The organism is Vibrio sp. KUL78 (assembly GCF_059725505.1).
Genome location: NZ_AP045837.1, coordinates 1,930,237 through 1,948,743, shown reverse-complemented (window position 1 = coordinate 1,948,743; position 18,507 = coordinate 1,930,237). Strand labels below are relative to the sequence as shown.

The following is an 18,507-nucleotide window of genomic DNA, read 5'->3' as shown; positions in this document are numbered from 1 at the left end:
ATTGTTTTTCATGGTTTATCGTTATGGCTCTGGTATTGCTAATGATGATGAATGTTTAATTATTCATGCGCTGTGCGTAAAGATTGTTAAAATTTGTGACAGGCGAGGGTTGTGGGTATAGTCTCGGCCAACTAACAAAATGTGTCTAATTGTTTCAATAAGACATCAGTTAAGGAGATTTATCGACATGATCACTAATGATGCTGTCATCATGGGTTTGCTAGCCGTAATCCTCGGCGCTGTGTTTATCACAGAAAGCAGTAAAAACCCATTCTGGAAAAAATTCTATTCCGTCGTTCCTGGTCTTTTGCTGTGTTACTTTCTGCCGTCGCTACTCAATACGACTGGTTTGATTGATGGCTCAGCCTCTAACTTGTATTTCGTTGCAAGTCGTTATCTGCTTCCAGGTGCGTTAGTACTACTTATCGTATCTGCTGATCTGAAGAAGATCTTCGGTCTAGGCTCTAAAGCCGTCATCATGTTTTTAACAGGTACCCTTGGTATTATCATTGGCGGCCCAGCGGCGATTATTATTCTAAATTTCGTCAATCCTGACCTTGTCTCTGGTGACGTATGGCGAGGGCTAACCACGGTAGCGGGTTCTTGGATCGGTGGTGGTGCAAACCAAGCGGCGATGAAGGAAGTATTTGGTGTTGGTGACCAGCTGTTCTCCGCAATGATCACTGTTGATGTTATCTGCGCCAACATTTGGATGGCCGTGCTACTTATCATGGCGGGTCGTCAAAAGAAAATGGATGCTTGGCTCAAAGCCGATACAACGTCTATCGACGAACTTAAAGAGACGGTGGCGAAATACGAAGAGGAAAACTCTCGCCCGATCACGACAACAGATATGATGAAAGTCGTTGCGATTGCGTTTGGTTTGACAGGCTTGGCACACTTTGGCGCAGATTTAATTGCACCATGGATTGCAACCAACGCACCTGAGCTTGAAAAGTACAGCCTGACTTCAGGATTCTTCTGGCTAATCGTATTGGTTACGACATTCGCTCTTATCGCTTCAATGTTTAAACCTGCTCGCACCCTAGAGCACGCTGGCGCATCAAAAATCGGTTCGGCATTCATCTATATTTTGGTCGCGACGATTGGTATGCAAATGGATGTGACTGCGATTCTAGATAACCCAGGTTACTTCTTTATTGGTATTACATGGTTAACGATTCATGCACTGCTGATGATTGGTGTCGCGAAGCTTATTAGAGCGCCACTATTCTTTATGGCGGTAGGTAGCCAAGCAAACGTGGGTGGCGCAGCATCGGCTCCAGTTGTAGCGGCAGCATTCCACCCATCACTGGCACCCGTTGGTATTTTGATGGCGGTTCTCGGCTATGCATTGGGTACTTATGGCGCGTATATTTGCGGCATATTGATGCAAAGTGTTGTTGGCTTCTAAAACTAGCTGAATACACTCAAAAGAAAGGCATGGTTTTTACACCATGCCTTTTTTACGCTTTTAACATCTGCTTCAGTTATTCTGTTGCTTGTTGAAGCTTTTGCCGTTTTTTCATACGCAAAGTTGAGTACACAGAGAACACCGCCAATACGATGAACGCGAGTGCGATTGGTCTTTCATATAAGAATGACCAGCTGTTATCGTACATAAGCAACGCTTTACGCAGGTTGGTCTCTGCCATCGGTCCCAAGATTATTGCGAGTAGAATTGGTGACGAAGGTATCTCTAGCTTGCCCAGAACGAAACCAAGGAAACCAAAGCCAATCGCAATGCCTACATCAAACATTGAGTTGTTAATGGCATAAGCACCAACGACGGACAAGAAGATGATGATTGGAATCATGAGTATCTTCGGCACCTCAATGATGCGGCAGAAGAAGCGAATACCGATCAACCCGACGATGAGCATGACCAGATTAGCCACTAACATTGAACTGAACACGCCATAAACGACTTCTGGGCTTTGCGCGAACAGCAGAGGACCAGGCGTTAATCCTTGAACAATCAGAGCGCCAAGCAAGACCGCGGCCACTGCGTCTCCCGGAACGCCGAGAGTAAGCAGAGGGACAAGTGAACCGCCTGTCACACCGTTATTGCCAGCTTCTGCGGCAGCAAGCCCGCGTACAGACCCGTTACCAAACTCTTCTGGATTCTTTGACGAACGCTTCGCTTCGTTGTAGCAAACAAACGCTGAGATATCCGCGCCAGCACCGGGCACTGAACCAATAGAAGTTCCTAATAAGCCGCTTTTGACTGCCGTTGGCATCATCTCTTTGAGATCTTGCTTGCTCATTAGGCTTCGATCGAACTTCGGCTTCGCCATTTTCTTTTCTGACGTAATTTTTTCGATTTGATTGAGCGCTTCGGACAGAGCAAATAAACCAATCAGTACAGGAATGACGTTGATACCGCTGTATAGATCCATTACGCCAAAGGTAAACCTAGGCACGCTACTAATAGGGTCTAAACCGACCGTTGAAATAAGAAGTCCAATCGCACCAGCGAGCAGGCCCTTGAGAATATTTTGAGCTGAGACGCTAGCAATGATGGTTAAGCCAAACACAGCCAATGCAAAATATTCAGGAGCGTTAAATCTCAGAGCGAAGTCTGCTAAGAGCGGCGAGATACCGATGAGAACTATGGTACTGATTAAGCCACCCGTAAACGAGGCCACAGCAGAGATACTCAACGCACGAGCCGCTTGCCCCTTAGCAGCGAGTGTATGTCCATCTAAAACGGTTGCAGCAGAAGCAGGCGTGCCGGGAGTTTTTAGCAAAATAGCAGCAATAGAGCCGCCGTATATTCCGCCGATATAAACACCGATGAGCATCACGAGTGCAGCCGTTGGCTCCATACCAAAGGTAAACGGCAGCAAGATGGCCACACCCATAGTTGCCGTTAAGCCGGGTAGGGCTCCAAGAATAATTCCCCCAAGAACACCAAACACGAGAACTGGAAGAACAGAGAAACTGAATGCGACCGCTAGGCCATTGACTAAATGTTCAAACATAGCGGTTCCTTAATATAGTAAACCTTCTGGTAAAGCGATGATAAACACCTCACCAAACAGATAGTAAATTCCATAAACGAATGCCCACGCGACGGCGTAGTAGAGCGGCTTTTTGACTTTGAATATGATGAGATAAATGGTGAATGCGATAAATGACGCAATGAGATATCCCACTACATTGATCAACAAAGCGTAGCCACCCAAAAATGCGTGACCAAACACCGATAATTTAGTGAAAATTGGCAGCTCTTCTTTAGTGAGCTTGTTTTGCATGACATGTTGGAAGATCAGTAAACCGGATAGAAGAATGATGGCTATGGCAACAACGCTAGGAAAAAATTTGGCATCTACACTCGCGTCTTGAAAGCGAGGCTCTGCAAACTGACTTATGAAATAAAGGCTTAGAGCGCCAAAGATGATCATAAGCGAAGGGAAAATAACATGACGACTTTTCATAGACTCACCTCAACTGCGTGAGAGATGCGGGGGAGAGAAACACCCCCGCAGGTAATACATACTAGATAATTGAATTAGTTAATAAGTTGACCGAGTGCTTTCGTGTCTTGCTCTACGAACGAGGTGAACTCTTCGGCATTTAGGTTATGAATTGTCATGGCACCTTTTTCCATGAACTCGATAAACTCAGGCGATGCCATAGCTTGGTCAAATGCTTTGCCAAGTGTTTCGATAACTTCATCTGGCGTGTTCTTAGGAGCGCCAATGCCACGCCATGTACCTGTTTGCACGTCTACACCTTGCTCTTTAAGCGTTGGAACGTCAGGAATGTAAGCAATGCGCTCTTCAGACATAACACCTAGCGCTTTTAGTTGACCTGAGCGTAGTTGAGCAATGGCTTCTCCCGGCGTAACCATAGTCACATCAGTATGTTTACCAAGAACCGCAGGGATCGCTTCAGAAGCGCCGTTGTAAGGAATGGCATTGAGCTTAATGCCTTGGTCTTTCTCTAACGCCATCAGATAGAAGTTAGGCGCTGCTGTTGATGCGAACTTAACCGCGCCATCTTCTTTCTTCGCCTCAGCGATCAGATCGTTAATGGTGTTATATGGGCTGTCAGCGGAAACAAGTACAACAGCTGGGTCAAGGTTGACCATACGAATAAGTTTGAAATCATCAGCCGTATGCTGCATCAATCCCATTTGTGGAAGAGAGGCAATCTCGCGAGTGACAACCGTTAGTGTATAGCCATCTGCACGTTGCTGAGCGCCAAAGCTCATACCAACCGCGCCAGCACCACCTGTACGGTTCATTACCGCAATGTTTTGTCCAAGAACGTCTTTCGCTGAGTTTGCTAGTGTACGACCGACTGCATCGGTACCACCACCTGCACCAAATGGAACAACAAGGCGAATATTCTTAGCTGGGTAGTCGGCAGCGATGACCGATGTCGAAAGGAGAATACCAGCGGTAACAAGTAGTTTTTTAAGTAAGTTGCTCATAGTTTTGACCTTAATTATCTAAATTGTTGTGTAGGGGTAGTGTTTTTTATTGATTGATATTCACTGATAGTGAGTTGCTCTATAGCTAGAGCAATCCAACTGCTAATTAGCATGTCGTACCATTGTTCAACGCCACTACATGCGACGACGATATCGCCATAAACAAAGGAGCCATAAAATAAGACGTCGCCTTCACGCAGTGAGGAAGGGTGAACAGACTGCTGATGAATATTTGGAGTGTTATTCCTCCATGCCTGCTGAGCTTTCTTTCTTGCCAACTTATCGAATTCAATCGTCCATTGAGATGGATTGCCTAATGAAGACTCGATCAAAATAGACTCTTCAAAGCTGCCTTCCCAAGGCTTGATGGATGGGTCCATAACGACGATGTGTAGCTCTTTGCGATTCGTACGCTCAAACAGTTTTTCAATTGCGGGTTTCACTAATTCGATAGCATCTAATGCGATCTCTTTATTGCTTTTCATAACACCTCCAATGGCAATGAATTTACTATATTGTAAGACAATAATCGCTCGCCACTTGTCGTCGAACAAAATGATAGAGAGGTCACGGTAGATAGAATTTATTTGCCACTAAGATCAATTAAATTAATTAAAATAGCTATTTAAGTGTGATTTGGAATAGGTTTTTACAATTCAAATAAACTGCTAGTTATTAAAATATATTTGTACTAATAAATTACAAAAATATGACGAAATTACCGCCAAAATATTCCATGTTCTGAACTGTTTATTAGACTGATATTCGTCACTAGCTCTCAAAACCTGCAAGTCGATGATGAGGGGGCTTGCCTTAACTGGTGTGTTTGTGACAATCTTTTGAATAGTTATTCATTTTTAGGCAGGAAGCCCATGAAACCCATAATTAAACCAAGCAATCCTAACTTCTCTTCAGGACCTTGTAGCAAGCGCCCAGGCTATCAACTATCGAATCTCGATACGGCATCTTTGGGGCGTAGCCACCGTTCCTCACTTGGCAAAGCCGTTTTAGCTGAGTCTATCGACAAGACTAAGGCGATTTTAGGCATCCCGGACGACTATCGCGTCGGTATTGTCGCAGGTTCAGATACCGGTGCGATGGAAATGGTGATGTGGTCAATGCTAGGCGCACGACCTGTTGATGTATTTCATTGGGAGTCGTTCGGTTCTGGTTGGTTAACCGATATCACCAAGCAGCTAAAGTTGGATGAGGTAAATAGCTATCTTGCGGAATACGGCGAGTTGCCTGATCTCTCTCAGGCTAATCCAAGTCATGATGCGGTGTTTACGTGGAACGGTACTACCTCTGGTGTGAAAGTCCCTAACGGTGATTGGATCAGTGATGAGCGTGAAGGACTGACTATTTGTGACGCGACTTCGGCAGTATTTGCAATGGATATGCCTTGGGAGAAACTCGATGTTGTGACCTACAGCTGGCAGAAAGTACTTGGTGGAGAGGGTGGTCATGGCGTGATTGTTCTAAGTCCAAAAGCGGTTGAGCGTCTAGAAAGTTACACTCCATCGTGGCCGCTACCGAAGATCTTCCGAATGACGAAAGGCGGTAAGCTGATCGAAGGCATTTTTAAAGGGGCAACCATCAATACTCCTTCTATGCTGTGTGTGGTGGATTACATTGACGCCCTAGATTGGGTGGATGGTTTAGGCGGGGTCGATGTGGCAATAGAGAAATCTCAAGCGAACTTAGCCGTGTTAACGAACTTCGTTGATTCTCGTGACTGGATTCACTTCTTAGCGAAGAAGCCGGAGCAGCGCTCAAATACCAGTGTGTGCTTAACCTTAGATGCGACGGAAGAGCAGGTTAAAGCCATGATTAAGCTTCTTGATGAAGAGCAAGTTGCGTTTGATATCGGTGCTTATCGTGATGCCCCCGCTGGTTTGAGGATATGGGCGGGAGCGACCGTCGAGGCAACAGACATAGAAGCATTGTTGCCGTGGCTAGATTGGGCTTACGCAGAAGTCACTAAATAAAGAACAAAGCACCTGCTTATCAGGTGCTTTGTTGTCTCTGGCACAACATAAAAAAGCCAGCATTGGGACGAATAAAGTGCACTGATGGGTAGAAAAGGATTTTCAACTTAAAGTGGAACCAATAATGAAACAAATAAAAACCTACAACGCGATTGCTAATAAAGGACTCGATAAGTTTTCACGTGATCAATACGAAGTATCAAGCGAGTTTAGTGCGCCAGATGCAATTCTTCTTAGAAGTCAAAAACTGCATGACGAACCGATAGCTCCAAGCGTAAAAGCCATCGCTCGCTGTGGAGCTGGGGTGAATAATATTCCGATTCAAGCCTGCACAGAAAATGGCATTGTGGTATTCAACACACCTGGCGCTAATGCGAATGCTGTAAAGGAGTTAGTATTAACAGGGCTGTTACTCTCGGCGCGCGATGTTTTTGGTGGGATGCAGTACTCCCAGTCGCTTACCGAACTTTCGGATGCTGCTGCGATGGACAAACTACTGGAGAAAGAGAAGAAACGTTTCTCAGGATCGGAAATCAAAGGTAAAACGCTGGGCGTTATTGGTCTTGGAGCGATTGGTGCGTCAGTCGCGAATACCGCTATCGATTTAGGTATGGAAGTCATCGGGTTCGACTCGGCGCTGAGTGTCGAGGCAGCATGGCGCCTTTCAAGTCGTATCCAGCGAGCAGAGAACTTGCAGTCGCTAATCAGTAAGTGTGATTTTGTTACGGTTCATGTTCCAGCACTTCCGGCGACCATCGGACTTATCAGCAGTGAACTGCTCGCATCCGCTAAGCCGGGTCTGGTACTACTTAACTTTGCTCGCAAAGAGATTGTCGATACTGACGCCGTGGTTACGGCACTAGAAAATGGTCAAGTAGGTCAGTATGTGACGGATTTTCCAACCCCTTCTTTAATCGGCAGAGAGGGCGTTATTCTCATGCCACACATCGGCGCGTCTACGGCAGAAGCAGAAGAAAACTGCGCGGTGATGGGAGCCATGCAGCTTATAGATTTCCTCGAAAACGGCAATATTACCAACTCGGTTAACTTTCCTCAGATCACATTAGAACGCGCCGAGGGCTATCGAATCACGTTTGCCAACGACAACGTTCCTAAAGTGCTTGGTACGGTTCTTTCTTTACTTGCTGATCTCAACATCAATGTACTTGATATGCTCAATAAGAGTCGGGATGAAGTGGCATACACCATCTTAGATATCGAACAAGAGCCGAATGCAGAGCTATTGTCTGCGATAAGCGGCGTGGAGCACGTATTCAACGTCAGGGCGCTCTAGGCTCGTCGTCCGTTATTGAGTCGTGATACTCAGCGTTACATTAATGTGACGCTGAGTGAAAAAAGATACAGGACGTAAATAGGTAAGTTTGTTATTATTTCCCCATCAAAGGATGCTCATAACACTATGGATGGCGCACTCAACTAAAAGGTGTAGCTATGCAAACGTATCAAGTCGGTTCTTCACTCGTTGGTTCTTCAGTTTTTTCATCTAACTTCGAGACCAGAAGTCATTCACTCTTATCTCTTCCTTCGTCCGTCCGTGTTGAAGGCAATCCATTAGACGCACATAGCGTGATAATTTTTTCATCCCATTGCTCTGATAGCGAACTAAAGCAGTTTGCAAACATCAAATCTGTGTTTTGTGAGTCATACTCATTCCTTGATATCTATTGCGACGAAAGCCTATCAAATGTTGGTTTGGTGTCGTCTGTACGTCCCAACACGATAGCGATGGATAGCAATGATTCTCACTGTGATACCGCCAGACAAGTACTCGAGCATGCCATCGGGCGAAATGTTGTCGTTGTAGCCAACAACAGTAATCTGGAACTATGCAAACAAGCTTGTGAACTTGAGGGTCTGAAAGTCGTCAGTACTGTGTCACTTTGCACGACGCGTGAGGAATTAATCGCGCTTCAATGATGGCGCGACTCATGTTGTTTTTTTGCTTGCGCCTTCTAAGCTTAGAGTAGTTATGCTACTGAAATAGGGGGCAATATTTCCCAATCCACGTTAGTTTCTTCACCGCATGAATACACCATATTACTGGTCGAAGATGATGCGGTTATGCAAACAAGAATGCGCATGCTTTTGCAAAGGCGTGGGTATGGTGTTGTTGTCGCTAATGATGGCGTGGATGCGCTATCACTGCTCGAGGCTTACCCTAACATTCAGTTTGTACTGAGTGATTGGGTGATGCCGAATATGGATGGCGTCGCACTATGCAAGGCGGTCAAAGCTCAAAACTTTAATCGCTACCTGTTTTTGTTCTCCTTTCTTCTCAAGATGATCATGATTCGATTACGCTGGGTATTAACGCCGGTGCCGATGACTTTGTCGCAAAAAACACACCATTGGAAGAGCTTGATGCTCGAATCAAAGCGGGGTTTAGAACCCTCGCTTTGCATAATGAACTGGTGGAGAAAAACACCGCGCTGAATCAGGCGTATGCCCAGATAAACAGTGACCTGCTCGCGGCGAGTGATTTAATGTCTCGAATGTTGCCAGTTAAGCGTTCTTATCCGGGAGTCGAGCTGGCTTATTGTTATCAACCCTCCGCCGCTATTGGAGGTGATATGTTAGGTTGTATTGAGCTAGATGAGCGCAAGCTCGCCTTTTACATGCTGGATGTTTCTGGACACGGTGTTGCTTCGGCCTTGCTTTCATTTTCGATACAGCAAACGCTGAACGCCGTTTCTACTGATAGCGTGACCGTTGACGTGAACTCGGAAGGTGTGCGAACTGCCAAGCCTGCAAAGGATGTTCTACATTCCCTAAACACAACCTATAGCGGTAGCGACAATCACTCTCTTTACGCCACTATGGTGTATGCCGTTTTAGATACCGTCTCTGGAGAGCTTGATGTCGCTTTTGCAGGGCATCCGCCGTTATTTAGAATCAATAAGCAAATGGCTAAAACAAGTGTTGTCGGAGATAGCGGCTTTGTCATTGGGATGTTTGACTTTGCAACCTACGATTCAACAATATTGCAGCTAGAGCCGGGTGAAGAAATTTGGCTGTATACCGATGGCATAACCGAAGCGAAATTAGGTAATGATCTGTTGGGAGAAGAGCGTCTACTTGAATTGATTACGTCTAATCAAAGTGAGCCAATTGAAAACAAACCTCAATGCGTATTGAACGTCGTAAAAGCGGCTCAGAAAAATAATGAATTTGAAGACGATGTCAGTTTGATGGTCGTGCAGTGGAATGGCAGAGAATAGTTGGAGGAGGGAACATTGAATAATTTCGAGAAGACATATACATCGTCGCTGGATACGGCTCGAGATATTGCAGCGGACCTCACCGACTATTGGTCGCAGTGTGATGTGGCTTCTTCTGATATTGAGGATTTGAAACTATGCGTGGTCGAGCTGGCAAACAATGTGTTTGAGCATGCCTATCAAGAGCAAGAGGGCAAAGCTATCGACGTTCAATGCCGATTCAGTGACCAAAACCTAGTCGTTACGGTGGCTCACTTTGGCTTGCCTCTCGATGAACATAGTCTTGAAACGATGTTGAGTTCAGATTTGCCATCACTTGACCCCAACGACCCCCTCAGCTGGGCCACTTCTGGAAGAGGGTTCTATATAATGAATGCGCTACTCGATGACGTGAACGTGCAAGAAAGTGAGGGTATGACTACATTTACGCTGTCTAAGTTTAATGTCCTAAAACCGTGCAGATAAAATTGCGATTGTTATTTTATACACTTTGGTTAAAATGACCGCTTGCTCTGGATGAGGCATCCGTATTTGCTTCAAAAAAGAACAGTTAATGATATGACATCGCGGCAATTTGTTTTCTATAAAGTTGCCAGACATTAATGCATGTCTTGCTTGGTGTGCAAGACCACTGTAAATAGGACTATACATGCCTGTAATTACTCTTCCTGACGGTAGCCAACGTCAATTTGATAACCCAGTATCCACTATGGATGTCGCACTATCTATCGGCCCTGGTCTTGCGAAAGCAACCATCGCTGGTCGTGTAGATGGTGAGCGCGTTGATGCGTGTGATCTGATTGAAAACGACGCAAGCCTAGAAATCATCACGGCGAAAGACGATGACGGTCTTGAGATTGTTCGCCACTCTTGCGCTCACTTGCTTGGTCATGCGATTAAGCAGCTTTACCCAGACGTTAAAATGGCTATCGGTCCAACGATCGACAGCGGTTTCTATTATGACGTTGATTTAGACCAGTCTTTGACAATGGAAGACGTGGAAAAAATCGAAAAGCGCATGAAAGAGCTAGCGAAAACCAAGTATCAAGTTATCAAGAAAAAGGTTAGCTGGCAGGAAGCTCGCGACACATTTGAAAGTCGCGGCGAAACGTACAAGATGGAAATCCTAGACGAGAACGTATCTAAAGACGATCGTCCAGGTCTTTACCATCACGAAGAATACATCGATATGTGTCGTGGCCCTCACGTGCCAAACATGAGCTTCTGTCAGCACTTTAAACTGCTGAACGTAGCGGGCGCATATTGGCGTGGTAACAGTGACAACAAGATGCTTCAACGTATCTACGGTACTGCATTCCACGATAAGAAAGCTCTTAAGGCGCACCTAACTCGCCTAGAAGAAGCAGCAAAGCGTGACCACCGTAAAATTGGTAAGCAACTGGATCTATTCCACATGCAGCAAGAAGCACCGGGTATGGTGTTCTGGCACCATAACGGTTGGTCTGTATTCCGTGACCTAGAAGTATTCATCCGTGAAAAACTGACAGAATACGGTTACCAAGAAGTAAAAGGTCCACTAATGATGGACCGCGTTCTTTGGGAACGTTCTGGTCACTGGGACAAATACGCAGATGCGATGTTCACGACGTCTTCAGAGAACCGTGAGTACGCTATCAAGCCAATGAACTGCCCAGGTCACGTTCAGATCTTTAACCAAGGTCTGAAGTCTTACCGTGATCTACCACTACGTATGGCAGAGTTCGGTTCATGTCACCGTAACGAGCCATCAGGTGCGCTTCACGGTATTATGCGTGTTCGTGGCTTTACTCAAGATGACGCTCACGTGTTCTGTACAGAGAGCCAAATTCAGGACGAAGTAACGTCTTGCATCAAGATGGTTTACGATACGTACAACACGTTCGGCTTTGACAACATCGTAGTGAAACTATCGACTCGCCCAGAAAAGCGTGTTGGTAGCGATGAAATTTGGGATCGCTCTGAAGAAGCACTTAAACAATCTCTTGAAGCAATGGGCATCGCTTATGAAATTCAAGAAGGTGAGGGTGCGTTCTACGGTCCTAAGATCGAATTCACACTATATGACTGCCTAGATCGTGCATGGCAATGTGGTACAGTTCAGCTAGACTTCAACCTACCGGGTCGTCTAGGTGCAACTTACGTGGATGAAAACAACGAACGTCAAGTTCCTGTTATGATTCACCGCGCAATCCTAGGTTCTCTTGAGCGATTCATCGGTATTCTTATCGAAGAATACGCTGGCTTCTTCCCAACGTGGTTGTCGCCAGAACAGGCTGTTATCATGAATATCACTGACAAACAGTCGGATTATGTTCAAGAAGTAACACAAAAACTGCAAAAAAGTGGAATTAGAGCCAAAGCGGACTTGAGAAATGAGAAGATTGGCTTTAAAATCCGCGAACATACTTTGAAGCGTATCCCGTACATGCTTGTTTGTGGCGACCAAGAAATGGAAGCTGGCGAAATCGCAGTACGTACACGCAAAGGTAAAGACCTCGGCAAATTTAAAGTGGATGACCTCATTTCATACATCCAAGACGAGGTTTCAAGCCGTAAGCTCAATCTGGAGGAATAAGCTATTAAAGGCGGAAGACGTGGCCAACAACCGGCCAAACAAAACCAGCATCGTTTAAACGGTGAAATTCGTGGCGTTCGTGAAGTTCGTCTAACAGGTGCAGATGGTGAATCTGTTGGTGTTGTTTCTATTCAAGAAGCACTAGATGCAGCTGCAGAAGCTGGTATGGATCTCGTAGAGATCAGCCCTAACGCCGAGCCACCAGTTTGTCGTGTGATGGACTATGGCAAGTTCCTCTTCGAGAAGAGCAAAGCTGCGAAAGAGCAGAAGAAGAAGCAAAAGCAGATCCAGATTAAGGAAGTAAAATTCCGTCCTGGAACTGATATTGGAGACTATCAGGTAAAACTACGCAACCTGACGCGTTTCCTAGAAGACGGCAACAAAGTGAAGGTAACAATTCGCTTCCGTGGCCGTGAAATGGCTCACCAAGACATTGGTGTCGACGTTCTTAACCGTCTGAAAGAAGATACTGTAGATTTAGCTGTAGTAGAATCTTTCCCGACTAAGATCGAAGGCCGCCAAATGATCATGGTATTGGCCCCTAAGAAGAAGTAATTAACGGCTTTACAAGTAAGAAAACCTAGCCGTTCTCGAATGGCTGGGTTTTGTTCGCCCTAATTACTATTGTTTAACAACTCAACAATGCGGAGTTATTCATCATGCCTAAGATGAAAACCAACAAAGGTGCTGCTAAGCGTTTTAAGAAAACTGCTGGTGGTATTAAATTTAAGCACGCTACAAAACGTCACATTCTGACTAAGCGTACTACTAAGAACAAGCGTCAGCTTCGTCCAAATGCAATCCTTCCTAAGTGTGAAGTGGCTGCAGTTGTTCGTATGATGCCATACGCTTAATTCTTTTTAGTTTATCAATCGTTTAGTTTAGGAGAGACATAATGCCTCGCGTAAAACGTGGTGTACAAGCTCGTGCACGTCATAAGAAAGTTCTAAAACAAGCTAAAGGTTACTACGGTGCACGTTCACGTGTTTACCGCGTAGCTTTCCAAGCAGTTACTAAAGCTGGTCAATACGCTTACCGTGACCGTCGCAACAAGAAACGTCAATTCCGTCAACTGTGGATTGCACGTATCAACGCGGCATCTCGTCAAAATGGTCTATCTTACAGCCGTTTCATCAACGGTCTTAAGAAAGCATCTATCGAGATCGATCGTAAGATCCTTGCTGATATCGCGGTATTCGACAAAGCTGCATTCGCAGTTCTAGTTGAAAAAGCGAAAGCTGCTCTTTAATTAGCAGTTTAGGTCTATGTAAAAGGGGAGCGTAAGCTCTCCTTTTTTGTATCTAAAGAATGTTCGACAGCGGACTTTTTACGCCACTTGCACCTCGATCACCTCGATTAATGACGTGAGTGTAGATCTGAGTGGTTTTAATGTCCGTGTGACCTAGTTGCTCTTGTACTGTTCGAATATCAGCGCCACTTTCCAATAAGTGAGTCGCGAAAGAGTGCCTTAGCGCGTGACAACTAACACTCTTGGTAATTCCCGCTTTCTTCACCGCAACTTTTAAGGCTTTTTGTACACTGGTCTCGTTTATATGATGACGTCTTGTCAGTGTTGACTGAGGGTCAATTGACAGCCGAATTGATGGAAAAAGATATTGCCAGTTTAGCGCCTTATTCGAATTCGGGTATTTCTTCTCTAAAGCATCAGGAAGCCAAACTCCAGCGTAATCGTCATGTTTTACGTCTTGCCTCCATATCTTCTCAACTTGCTCTTGCTGAAGCTTCAAAGACGGTAAAAGCTCTCTTGCAAGGGTGACTACTCGGTTCTTATTGCCTTTCGCTCTCCAAATTCTTAGCGCACCATAATCAAAGTCGATATCGTGATAACGAAGCCGTAAGCATTCCATCAGTCGTAAGCCAGAACCATACATCAGTTGAGCGGGTAACAGGAAATGCGGCGGCATATTGGAGAGCAAATTTGTTACCTCCTTGACGGTGAGTACTGTTGGTAACTTTTTGTTCTTGTTTGACTTCTTAAAGCGCATGTTTACATCGATAGGTTTGTGTATCACGTGCTTGTACAGAAACACCAGCGCATTAAGCGCTTGGTTTTGAGAACGCATAGCCAGGTTTCGATCAGTCACTAAATGTGAGAGAAACTCTTCTACTTCTCTAGTACCCATTTCACTAGGGTGGCGCTTATTGTGATAAACAATGTACTGAAGTATCCAAGATAAGTACGCCTCAATAGTTTTCTTGGCGTAGTGCCTAGCCTGCATAAACTCCCGAATGTAGCTTAAAAATGGCGATTTCATACCTAATCTCACTGCTGTTTTTATGTACAGTAGATAGAGCCTAGCGACAGAATTCGAACTTATACGGAAAAATTCCGCTTTTTGTGATATGCAACAAATTTAATTGTTGCTAAATGTATGATTTTCATCATGTAATCATCTAACATGGTCAGATTCTATAGATTTAGAAGGCGGTAGCGTGGAAGGAAGTACGGAAAAAGTCCGTCTATAAAGCGTTATAAAGCAGAGGAACATCAGTGAAACTTGGAAGAAATGAGCCATGTTGGTGTGGCTCAAAGAAAAATACAAACGTTGTCATTTAGGGCGTGATAAACAAGCTCCTGTTGATAAAGGTACGATAATGAAGGAGATGAATAGCTTCAACTCAAAAAAATTTTGTAGCGTACCAGAATCGATGAAATCTGAATGTTCAAAGAAAATCATCAAAGCGCATTCAGTATCAAAAAGCTCCTCCCTAAAATCTATAGCAGCAGATGGACATGTTTATACTACCTTCAAAACAAATCATGACTTCTCTATGTCTAAAAGAGTCCGTCCAAAGAAAGTAGGTATTAACCAAGCCTCAGTGTTTACTGGTTTCTGCTCAACTCACGACAAAAACATATTCGCTCCGATTGAAGACAATGCGTTTAATAAAAGTCCATACCATTGTTTTCTCGTGGCATATCGATCTTTATGCCGAGAACTTTTTGTAAAAGAGAGCGCTGCAAATACATTTAGCTTTGCCCAAGAGTTAGATAAAGGTAAATCTCTTAGTGAACAAGTCATGATACAACAAATGGCGAAATACTATGGTTCAAATAATGATCTTACAATGGGAGACCTGCGGTACCTGAAGCAGAAGCTTGATCACATGTTTACGGCTGCTGCCTTTGATGACTTACATCACTTAGTCGTGGAACTTGAATTACCTCCGAGGGTTATGACCAGTGCGGTACTGGGGTATACGGTTGGCTTCGATGGTGAACTGCTTCAAACGATATCTAATGATCCCAAGGATGTACCAGATTATGTGTTCATTAACTCTTTTGCTTCTGAAAACAAAGGGTACATTGTCTTGTCGTGGTTGAAAGAGCATTCAAGAAGCAATTTAAAATTTGTTAACCAACTCCTTCAGACAGGTTCTGTTTCAAACTCACTTTCTATTTTCACTTTCGCAATGGTTGAAAATATTTACATATCACCAGAATGGTGGGAAAGTCTAAACGAAGCAGAGCAAGAAAAAATTTGTGCTATTTATGCTCAAGGCGCTACCGAGCATACAGACAATAATGTGTTAGTTGGAATTCCGGTCTTGGATGAAAACCCTTTAATAAACACGGTCACAGTTGGGGAGTTTGCTTTATAACAAGCAATTCAAGCTGATTCGCAACGCTCGGCGCTTTCGGTTTCAATTAGTTAGGTGATTACGGCAAAATGTTTGAATATGGTGGCAGTGTTGCTCACAACTTAATTGGGCGTTAGGTTTTATTAGAACTTTGGAGTAGCGAGAAGATAGATGGGTAAATTGCTAACTGAAAATGAATATGCAGCAGAAGCCAAGAAACACGTAGATTGGCTCAATTGGATATTTGGTATCACAACATTTTTATTGACTTTGACATCTTTGCAATTTAATACACCTTGGAAGGTTTGCATGGTTGGAGCTTTTCTTATTGTCCCTATGTATATCTATGGTTTCCGCTCCTTTCCTCCTTCTTTGGTAGCATTGAGGGAGTTGTGCAAGGAACATCCGGAAAATACGGAGCTATTAAGTCTAAAAACCAAGCTAGAGAAGAAGTATCATGGTATTAAAGCTATTGTATCAACTGCACCATTTATTATTTCAATGACTTTCTACGTTTTTGTATTGGGTACAAGTATTGATTTCTTTCACTTTGTACTACCTTGGATTGAATGGATTAAAACCTAACAAATTGTTCAAGCAGACAGCTAACAGTCGGCGATTTTGGTTTGGTTGAGTTTAGTGATTACGGTGGCTTTGTTTGGGTGCAGTGGTAGTTAGCTGCTACTTAACAAGGCGTTATGTTTTATTGAGTATTTTCACATATGACCTTGAGTGATACTTTGGTCCCTTTGGATAAACTAAAGGACTAATTATGAAGGCTTTTTTACCTATTGTTTCAGTGCTAGCGATGGCAGGCTGTAGTTCTACTCCAAACGTGGACTTCAATGAGTATTATGGAAGTTCGTGGACAAATAAAGCTAGTGAAACAACTTATGCGGATTGCTCTGTTGTTTGGTTAGACAAGGATTTGATGTCATCTCACAACCTTCAGAGACTAGTTGAAAACGGAAGGCTTACTACTGAACAAGCAGCTAGAGCGGCCAAGTCTTATCCTAAGGTTGGGGACCCTGAATGTATGGCTTATGCATCATATGGACTCCATCGAAAGACTATCACTTTTACCCGAGATAAGAATGAGCAGCTTATTCGAAAAGGTGCAACTTACCTTTGTGAAAACAGTAATGTTCCTTGTGCTGGCGTCAAAGTAGAGATAGAGAATGGTTTGATCTCTAGTGTTGAACCATTGGCAAAATAAAACATAACAATCTGTTTAAGAGTGATTCGCAACGCTTGGCATTTTTGCTATGCGTTGCGTTTTGTGTTTAAGGTTATATGCGGGAGCATCGGTATTGCGTTGCTCACACCTTAACAGGGCTACATGGATTCCCCCGGCTGTCAAACATCCGCTAAACTTCAAGTGATGGGTTTTGGACTGCCGCTCTACATTCGGTCTACTTATCGATGATTCGCAGCATCGTGACCCTGATGACTTTGCGCGACTGCGGTGCCTTATTCGTTAGATGACATTTTAATGTCCGCCGCATTAACAGGCTCTCCGCACGTGGTCTTAACCTATCTCCATCCATTGCGTCTGCTATGACCCGGTTGGTGTAATACTCTCGCTGCTTGGGCTCGTTAGAGCTTAAGCAGTGTAGTTCTCATACTCTGTTTGATTGTGTAACAGTGACCAGATAATACGTGCATTCTTAGCTGCTAAAGCGACAACCGCTAGGTTCATACCTCGTCGTTCTAATACATTTCGACACCATTGGCTTAGCCTATCTTGTTTATCACCAAGGTTGGCTATGACGGTTCTTGCTCCGTGGACGAGTAGTGTACGAAGGTACTTGTCACCATGTTTGGTGATTCTACCTAGTTTAGGTTTACCGCCCGTAGAGTATTGCTTGGGAACTAAGCCGAGCCAGGCAGAGAAGTCCCGGCTCTTATCAAACTGAGCGCCATTACCTATCGAGGCTAATATGGCGGTCGCGGTTTGAGGGCCGATCCCTCGAACTTTCATAATGCGTTGAACGTTATCGCTGATCTTAGCGAAGGACTCGAATGTCTGTTCGGTATCCGCAATGCGTTGGTTGAGAGCATCAAGGTGTTGGTATGCGTCATGGAGGACGACTCTAGCCAGTTGAGGCAGTTCGTTTTCTGCATCTTCGAGAATAAGTGGAACCTGCTTCATCAATGACGAGCGCCCGACGGGTATAACAAGCCCAAACTCAGAAAGCAAAGCTCGAATGCGGTTCATGATAGCTGTTCGTTCGCGAACCCAGTGCTCATGCATACGATGTACCGACAAGATAGCCTGCTGCTCAGGTGATTTTGTTGGAACAAAACGAGTCGCAGGACGTTGAACTGCCTCACTAATCGCGACGGCATCATTGAGGTCGTTCTTTCCTTTAGTTCTGTATGGAGCCACATATTTAGCCGCCATGATGCGCGTATCGTGGCCAAGTTTATTGAGTATTCTTGCCCAGTAATGTGCACCACCGCACGCTTCCAAGCCTATACGCATATGCGGAAGGTTTGATATGGTAGTCAACAACTTAGAGCGTGTAACTGACTTATGTAGATTAAATTTGCCTTTTTGGTCAACGACATTAAGACTGAAGTGGTTCTTAGCTAAGTCGATACCGCCAAAATACGAATAATCAGACATGGTGCCTCCGGTTCTAACAAGTACCACAAGAG

20 protein-coding genes are annotated in these 18,507 nt (G+C 44.5%); 14 read left to right on the top strand and 6 right to left on the bottom strand.

Annotated elements, in window-relative coordinates; translation table 11 throughout:
• Positions 1-187: 187 nt before the first annotated feature.
• Positions 188-1,414, top strand: coding sequence for a DUF819 family protein (locus tag AC6I8Y_RS09135; RefSeq protein WP_234495847.1), 1,227 nt, complete (start codon positions 188-190; stop codon positions 1,412-1,414).
• 76 nt (positions 1,415-1,490) lie between these two features.
• Here AC6I8Y_RS09135 and AC6I8Y_RS09130 read toward each other — a convergent pair whose 3' ends face one another.
• From AC6I8Y_RS09130 to AC6I8Y_RS09115, 4 genes are all read right to left on the bottom strand, one after another.
• Positions 1,491-2,984: a tripartite tricarboxylate transporter permease gene (locus AC6I8Y_RS09130; protein ID WP_446567370.1), complete on the bottom strand. Its 1,494-nt coding sequence runs from the start codon at positions 2,982-2,984 to the stop codon at positions 1,491-1,493.
• A gap of 9 nt (positions 2,985-2,993) precedes the next feature.
• On the bottom strand, positions 2,994-3,440 hold the full coding sequence (locus AC6I8Y_RS09125) for a tripartite tricarboxylate transporter TctB family protein (protein ID WP_498019974.1): 447 nt from the start codon (positions 3,438-3,440) through the stop codon (positions 2,994-2,996).
• Positions 3,441-3,514: 74 nt separating this feature from the next.
• Positions 3,515-4,441: a tripartite tricarboxylate transporter substrate binding protein gene (locus tag AC6I8Y_RS09120; protein ID WP_394151364.1), complete on the bottom strand. Its 927-nt coding sequence runs from the start codon at positions 4,439-4,441 to the stop codon at positions 3,515-3,517.
• Between the two features lie 14 nt (positions 4,442-4,455).
• Complete coding sequence (locus AC6I8Y_RS09115; RefSeq protein WP_234495851.1) at positions 4,456-4,926, bottom strand: hypothetical protein; 471 nt, start codon at positions 4,924-4,926, stop codon at positions 4,456-4,458.
• 387 nt (positions 4,927-5,313) lie between these two features.
• On the opposite strand from AC6I8Y_RS09115, the gene AC6I8Y_RS09110 reads away from it, so the two are divergent.
• The 10 genes from AC6I8Y_RS09110 (at position 5,314) to rplT (ending at position 13,492) form a co-directional block, all read left to right on the top strand.
• A complete protein-coding gene (locus tag AC6I8Y_RS09110; protein ID WP_394151363.1) occupies positions 5,314-6,429 on the top strand; it encodes a phosphoserine transaminase in 1,116 nt (371 codons plus the stop codon).
• Between the two features lie 124 nt (positions 6,430-6,553).
• On the top strand, positions 6,554-7,723 hold the full coding sequence (locus AC6I8Y_RS09105; protein ID WP_498019973.1) for a phosphoglycerate dehydrogenase: 1,170 nt from the start codon (positions 6,554-6,556) through the stop codon (positions 7,721-7,723).
• A gap of 158 nt (positions 7,724-7,881) precedes the next feature.
• Complete coding sequence (locus tag AC6I8Y_RS09100) at positions 7,882-8,367, top strand: hypothetical protein (protein ID WP_394151361.1); 486 nt, start codon at positions 7,882-7,884, stop codon at positions 8,365-8,367.
• Positions 8,368-8,511: 144 nt separating this feature from the next.
• Positions 8,512-8,883 carry a response regulator gene (locus tag AC6I8Y_RS09095; RefSeq protein ID WP_498019972.1) on the top strand — a complete coding sequence of 124 codons (372 nt, stop codon included), beginning with the start codon at positions 8,512-8,514 and terminating at the stop codon, positions 8,881-8,883.
• A complete protein-coding gene (locus tag AC6I8Y_RS09090; protein ID WP_498019971.1) occupies positions 8,847-9,668 on the top strand; it encodes a PP2C family protein-serine/threonine phosphatase in 822 nt (273 codons plus the stop codon). The genes AC6I8Y_RS09095 and AC6I8Y_RS09090 overlap by 37 nt, the downstream gene beginning before the upstream one ends.
• Positions 9,669-9,683: 15 nt before the next feature.
• Positions 9,684-10,133 (top strand): ATP-binding protein, encoded by a 450-nt coding sequence (locus tag AC6I8Y_RS09085; RefSeq protein WP_498019970.1) that lies wholly within the window; start codon positions 9,684-9,686, stop codon positions 10,131-10,133.
• 184 nt (positions 10,134-10,317) lie between these two features.
• Positions 10,318-12,243: a threonine--tRNA ligase gene (gene thrS / locus AC6I8Y_RS09080; protein ID WP_128650000.1), complete on the top strand. Its 1,926-nt coding sequence runs from the start codon at positions 10,318-10,320 to the stop codon at positions 12,241-12,243.
• Positions 12,244-12,246: 3 nt separating this feature from the next.
• A complete protein-coding gene (infC, locus tag AC6I8Y_RS09075; RefSeq protein ID WP_081935896.1) occupies positions 12,247-12,798 on the top strand; it encodes a translation initiation factor IF-3 in 552 nt (183 codons plus the stop codon).
• Between the two features lie 104 nt (positions 12,799-12,902).
• Positions 12,903-13,097: a 50S ribosomal protein L35 gene (gene rpmI, locus AC6I8Y_RS09070; protein WP_019275792.1), complete on the top strand. Its 195-nt coding sequence runs from the start codon at positions 12,903-12,905 to the stop codon at positions 13,095-13,097.
• A 41-nt stretch (positions 13,098-13,138) separates the two neighbouring features.
• A complete protein-coding gene (rplT, locus tag AC6I8Y_RS09065) occupies positions 13,139-13,492 on the top strand; it encodes a 50S ribosomal protein L20 (RefSeq protein WP_004401084.1) in 354 nt (117 codons plus the stop codon).
• Positions 13,493-13,544: 52 nt separating this feature from the next.
• On the opposite strand, the gene AC6I8Y_RS09060 is transcribed toward rplT, so the two are convergent.
• Positions 13,545-14,519 (bottom strand): integron integrase, encoded by a 975-nt coding sequence (locus AC6I8Y_RS09060; protein WP_498019969.1) that lies wholly within the window; start codon positions 14,517-14,519, stop codon positions 13,545-13,547.
• 236 nt (positions 14,520-14,755) lie between these two features.
• Here AC6I8Y_RS09060 and AC6I8Y_RS09055 point away from each other — a divergent pair, with 236 nt between their 5' ends.
• The 3 genes from AC6I8Y_RS09055 to AC6I8Y_RS09045 all read left to right on the top strand — a co-directional run bounded on the left by AC6I8Y_RS09055 (position 14,756) and on the right by AC6I8Y_RS09045 (position 17,062).
• Positions 14,756-14,821 carry an SEC-C metal-binding domain-containing protein gene (locus tag AC6I8Y_RS09055; protein WP_498021482.1) on the top strand — a complete coding sequence of 22 codons (66 nt, stop codon included), beginning with the start codon at positions 14,756-14,758 and terminating at the stop codon, positions 14,819-14,821.
• Between the two features lie 1,196 nt (positions 14,822-16,017).
• Positions 16,018-16,431, top strand: coding sequence for a hypothetical protein (locus tag AC6I8Y_RS09050; RefSeq protein ID WP_498019968.1), 414 nt, complete (start codon positions 16,018-16,020; stop codon positions 16,429-16,431).
• 187 nt (positions 16,432-16,618) lie between these two features.
• Positions 16,619-17,062 (top strand): hypothetical protein, encoded by a 444-nt coding sequence (locus AC6I8Y_RS09045; RefSeq protein WP_498019967.1) that lies wholly within the window; start codon positions 16,619-16,621, stop codon positions 17,060-17,062.
• Between the two features lie 387 nt (positions 17,063-17,449).
• On the opposite strand, the gene AC6I8Y_RS09040 is transcribed toward AC6I8Y_RS09045, so the two are convergent.
• Positions 17,450-18,475 carry an IS110 family RNA-guided transposase gene (locus AC6I8Y_RS09040; protein ID WP_498019966.1) on the bottom strand — a complete coding sequence of 342 codons (1,026 nt, stop codon included), beginning with the start codon at positions 18,473-18,475 and terminating at the stop codon, positions 17,450-17,452.
• Positions 18,476-18,507 lie beyond the last annotated feature (32 nt).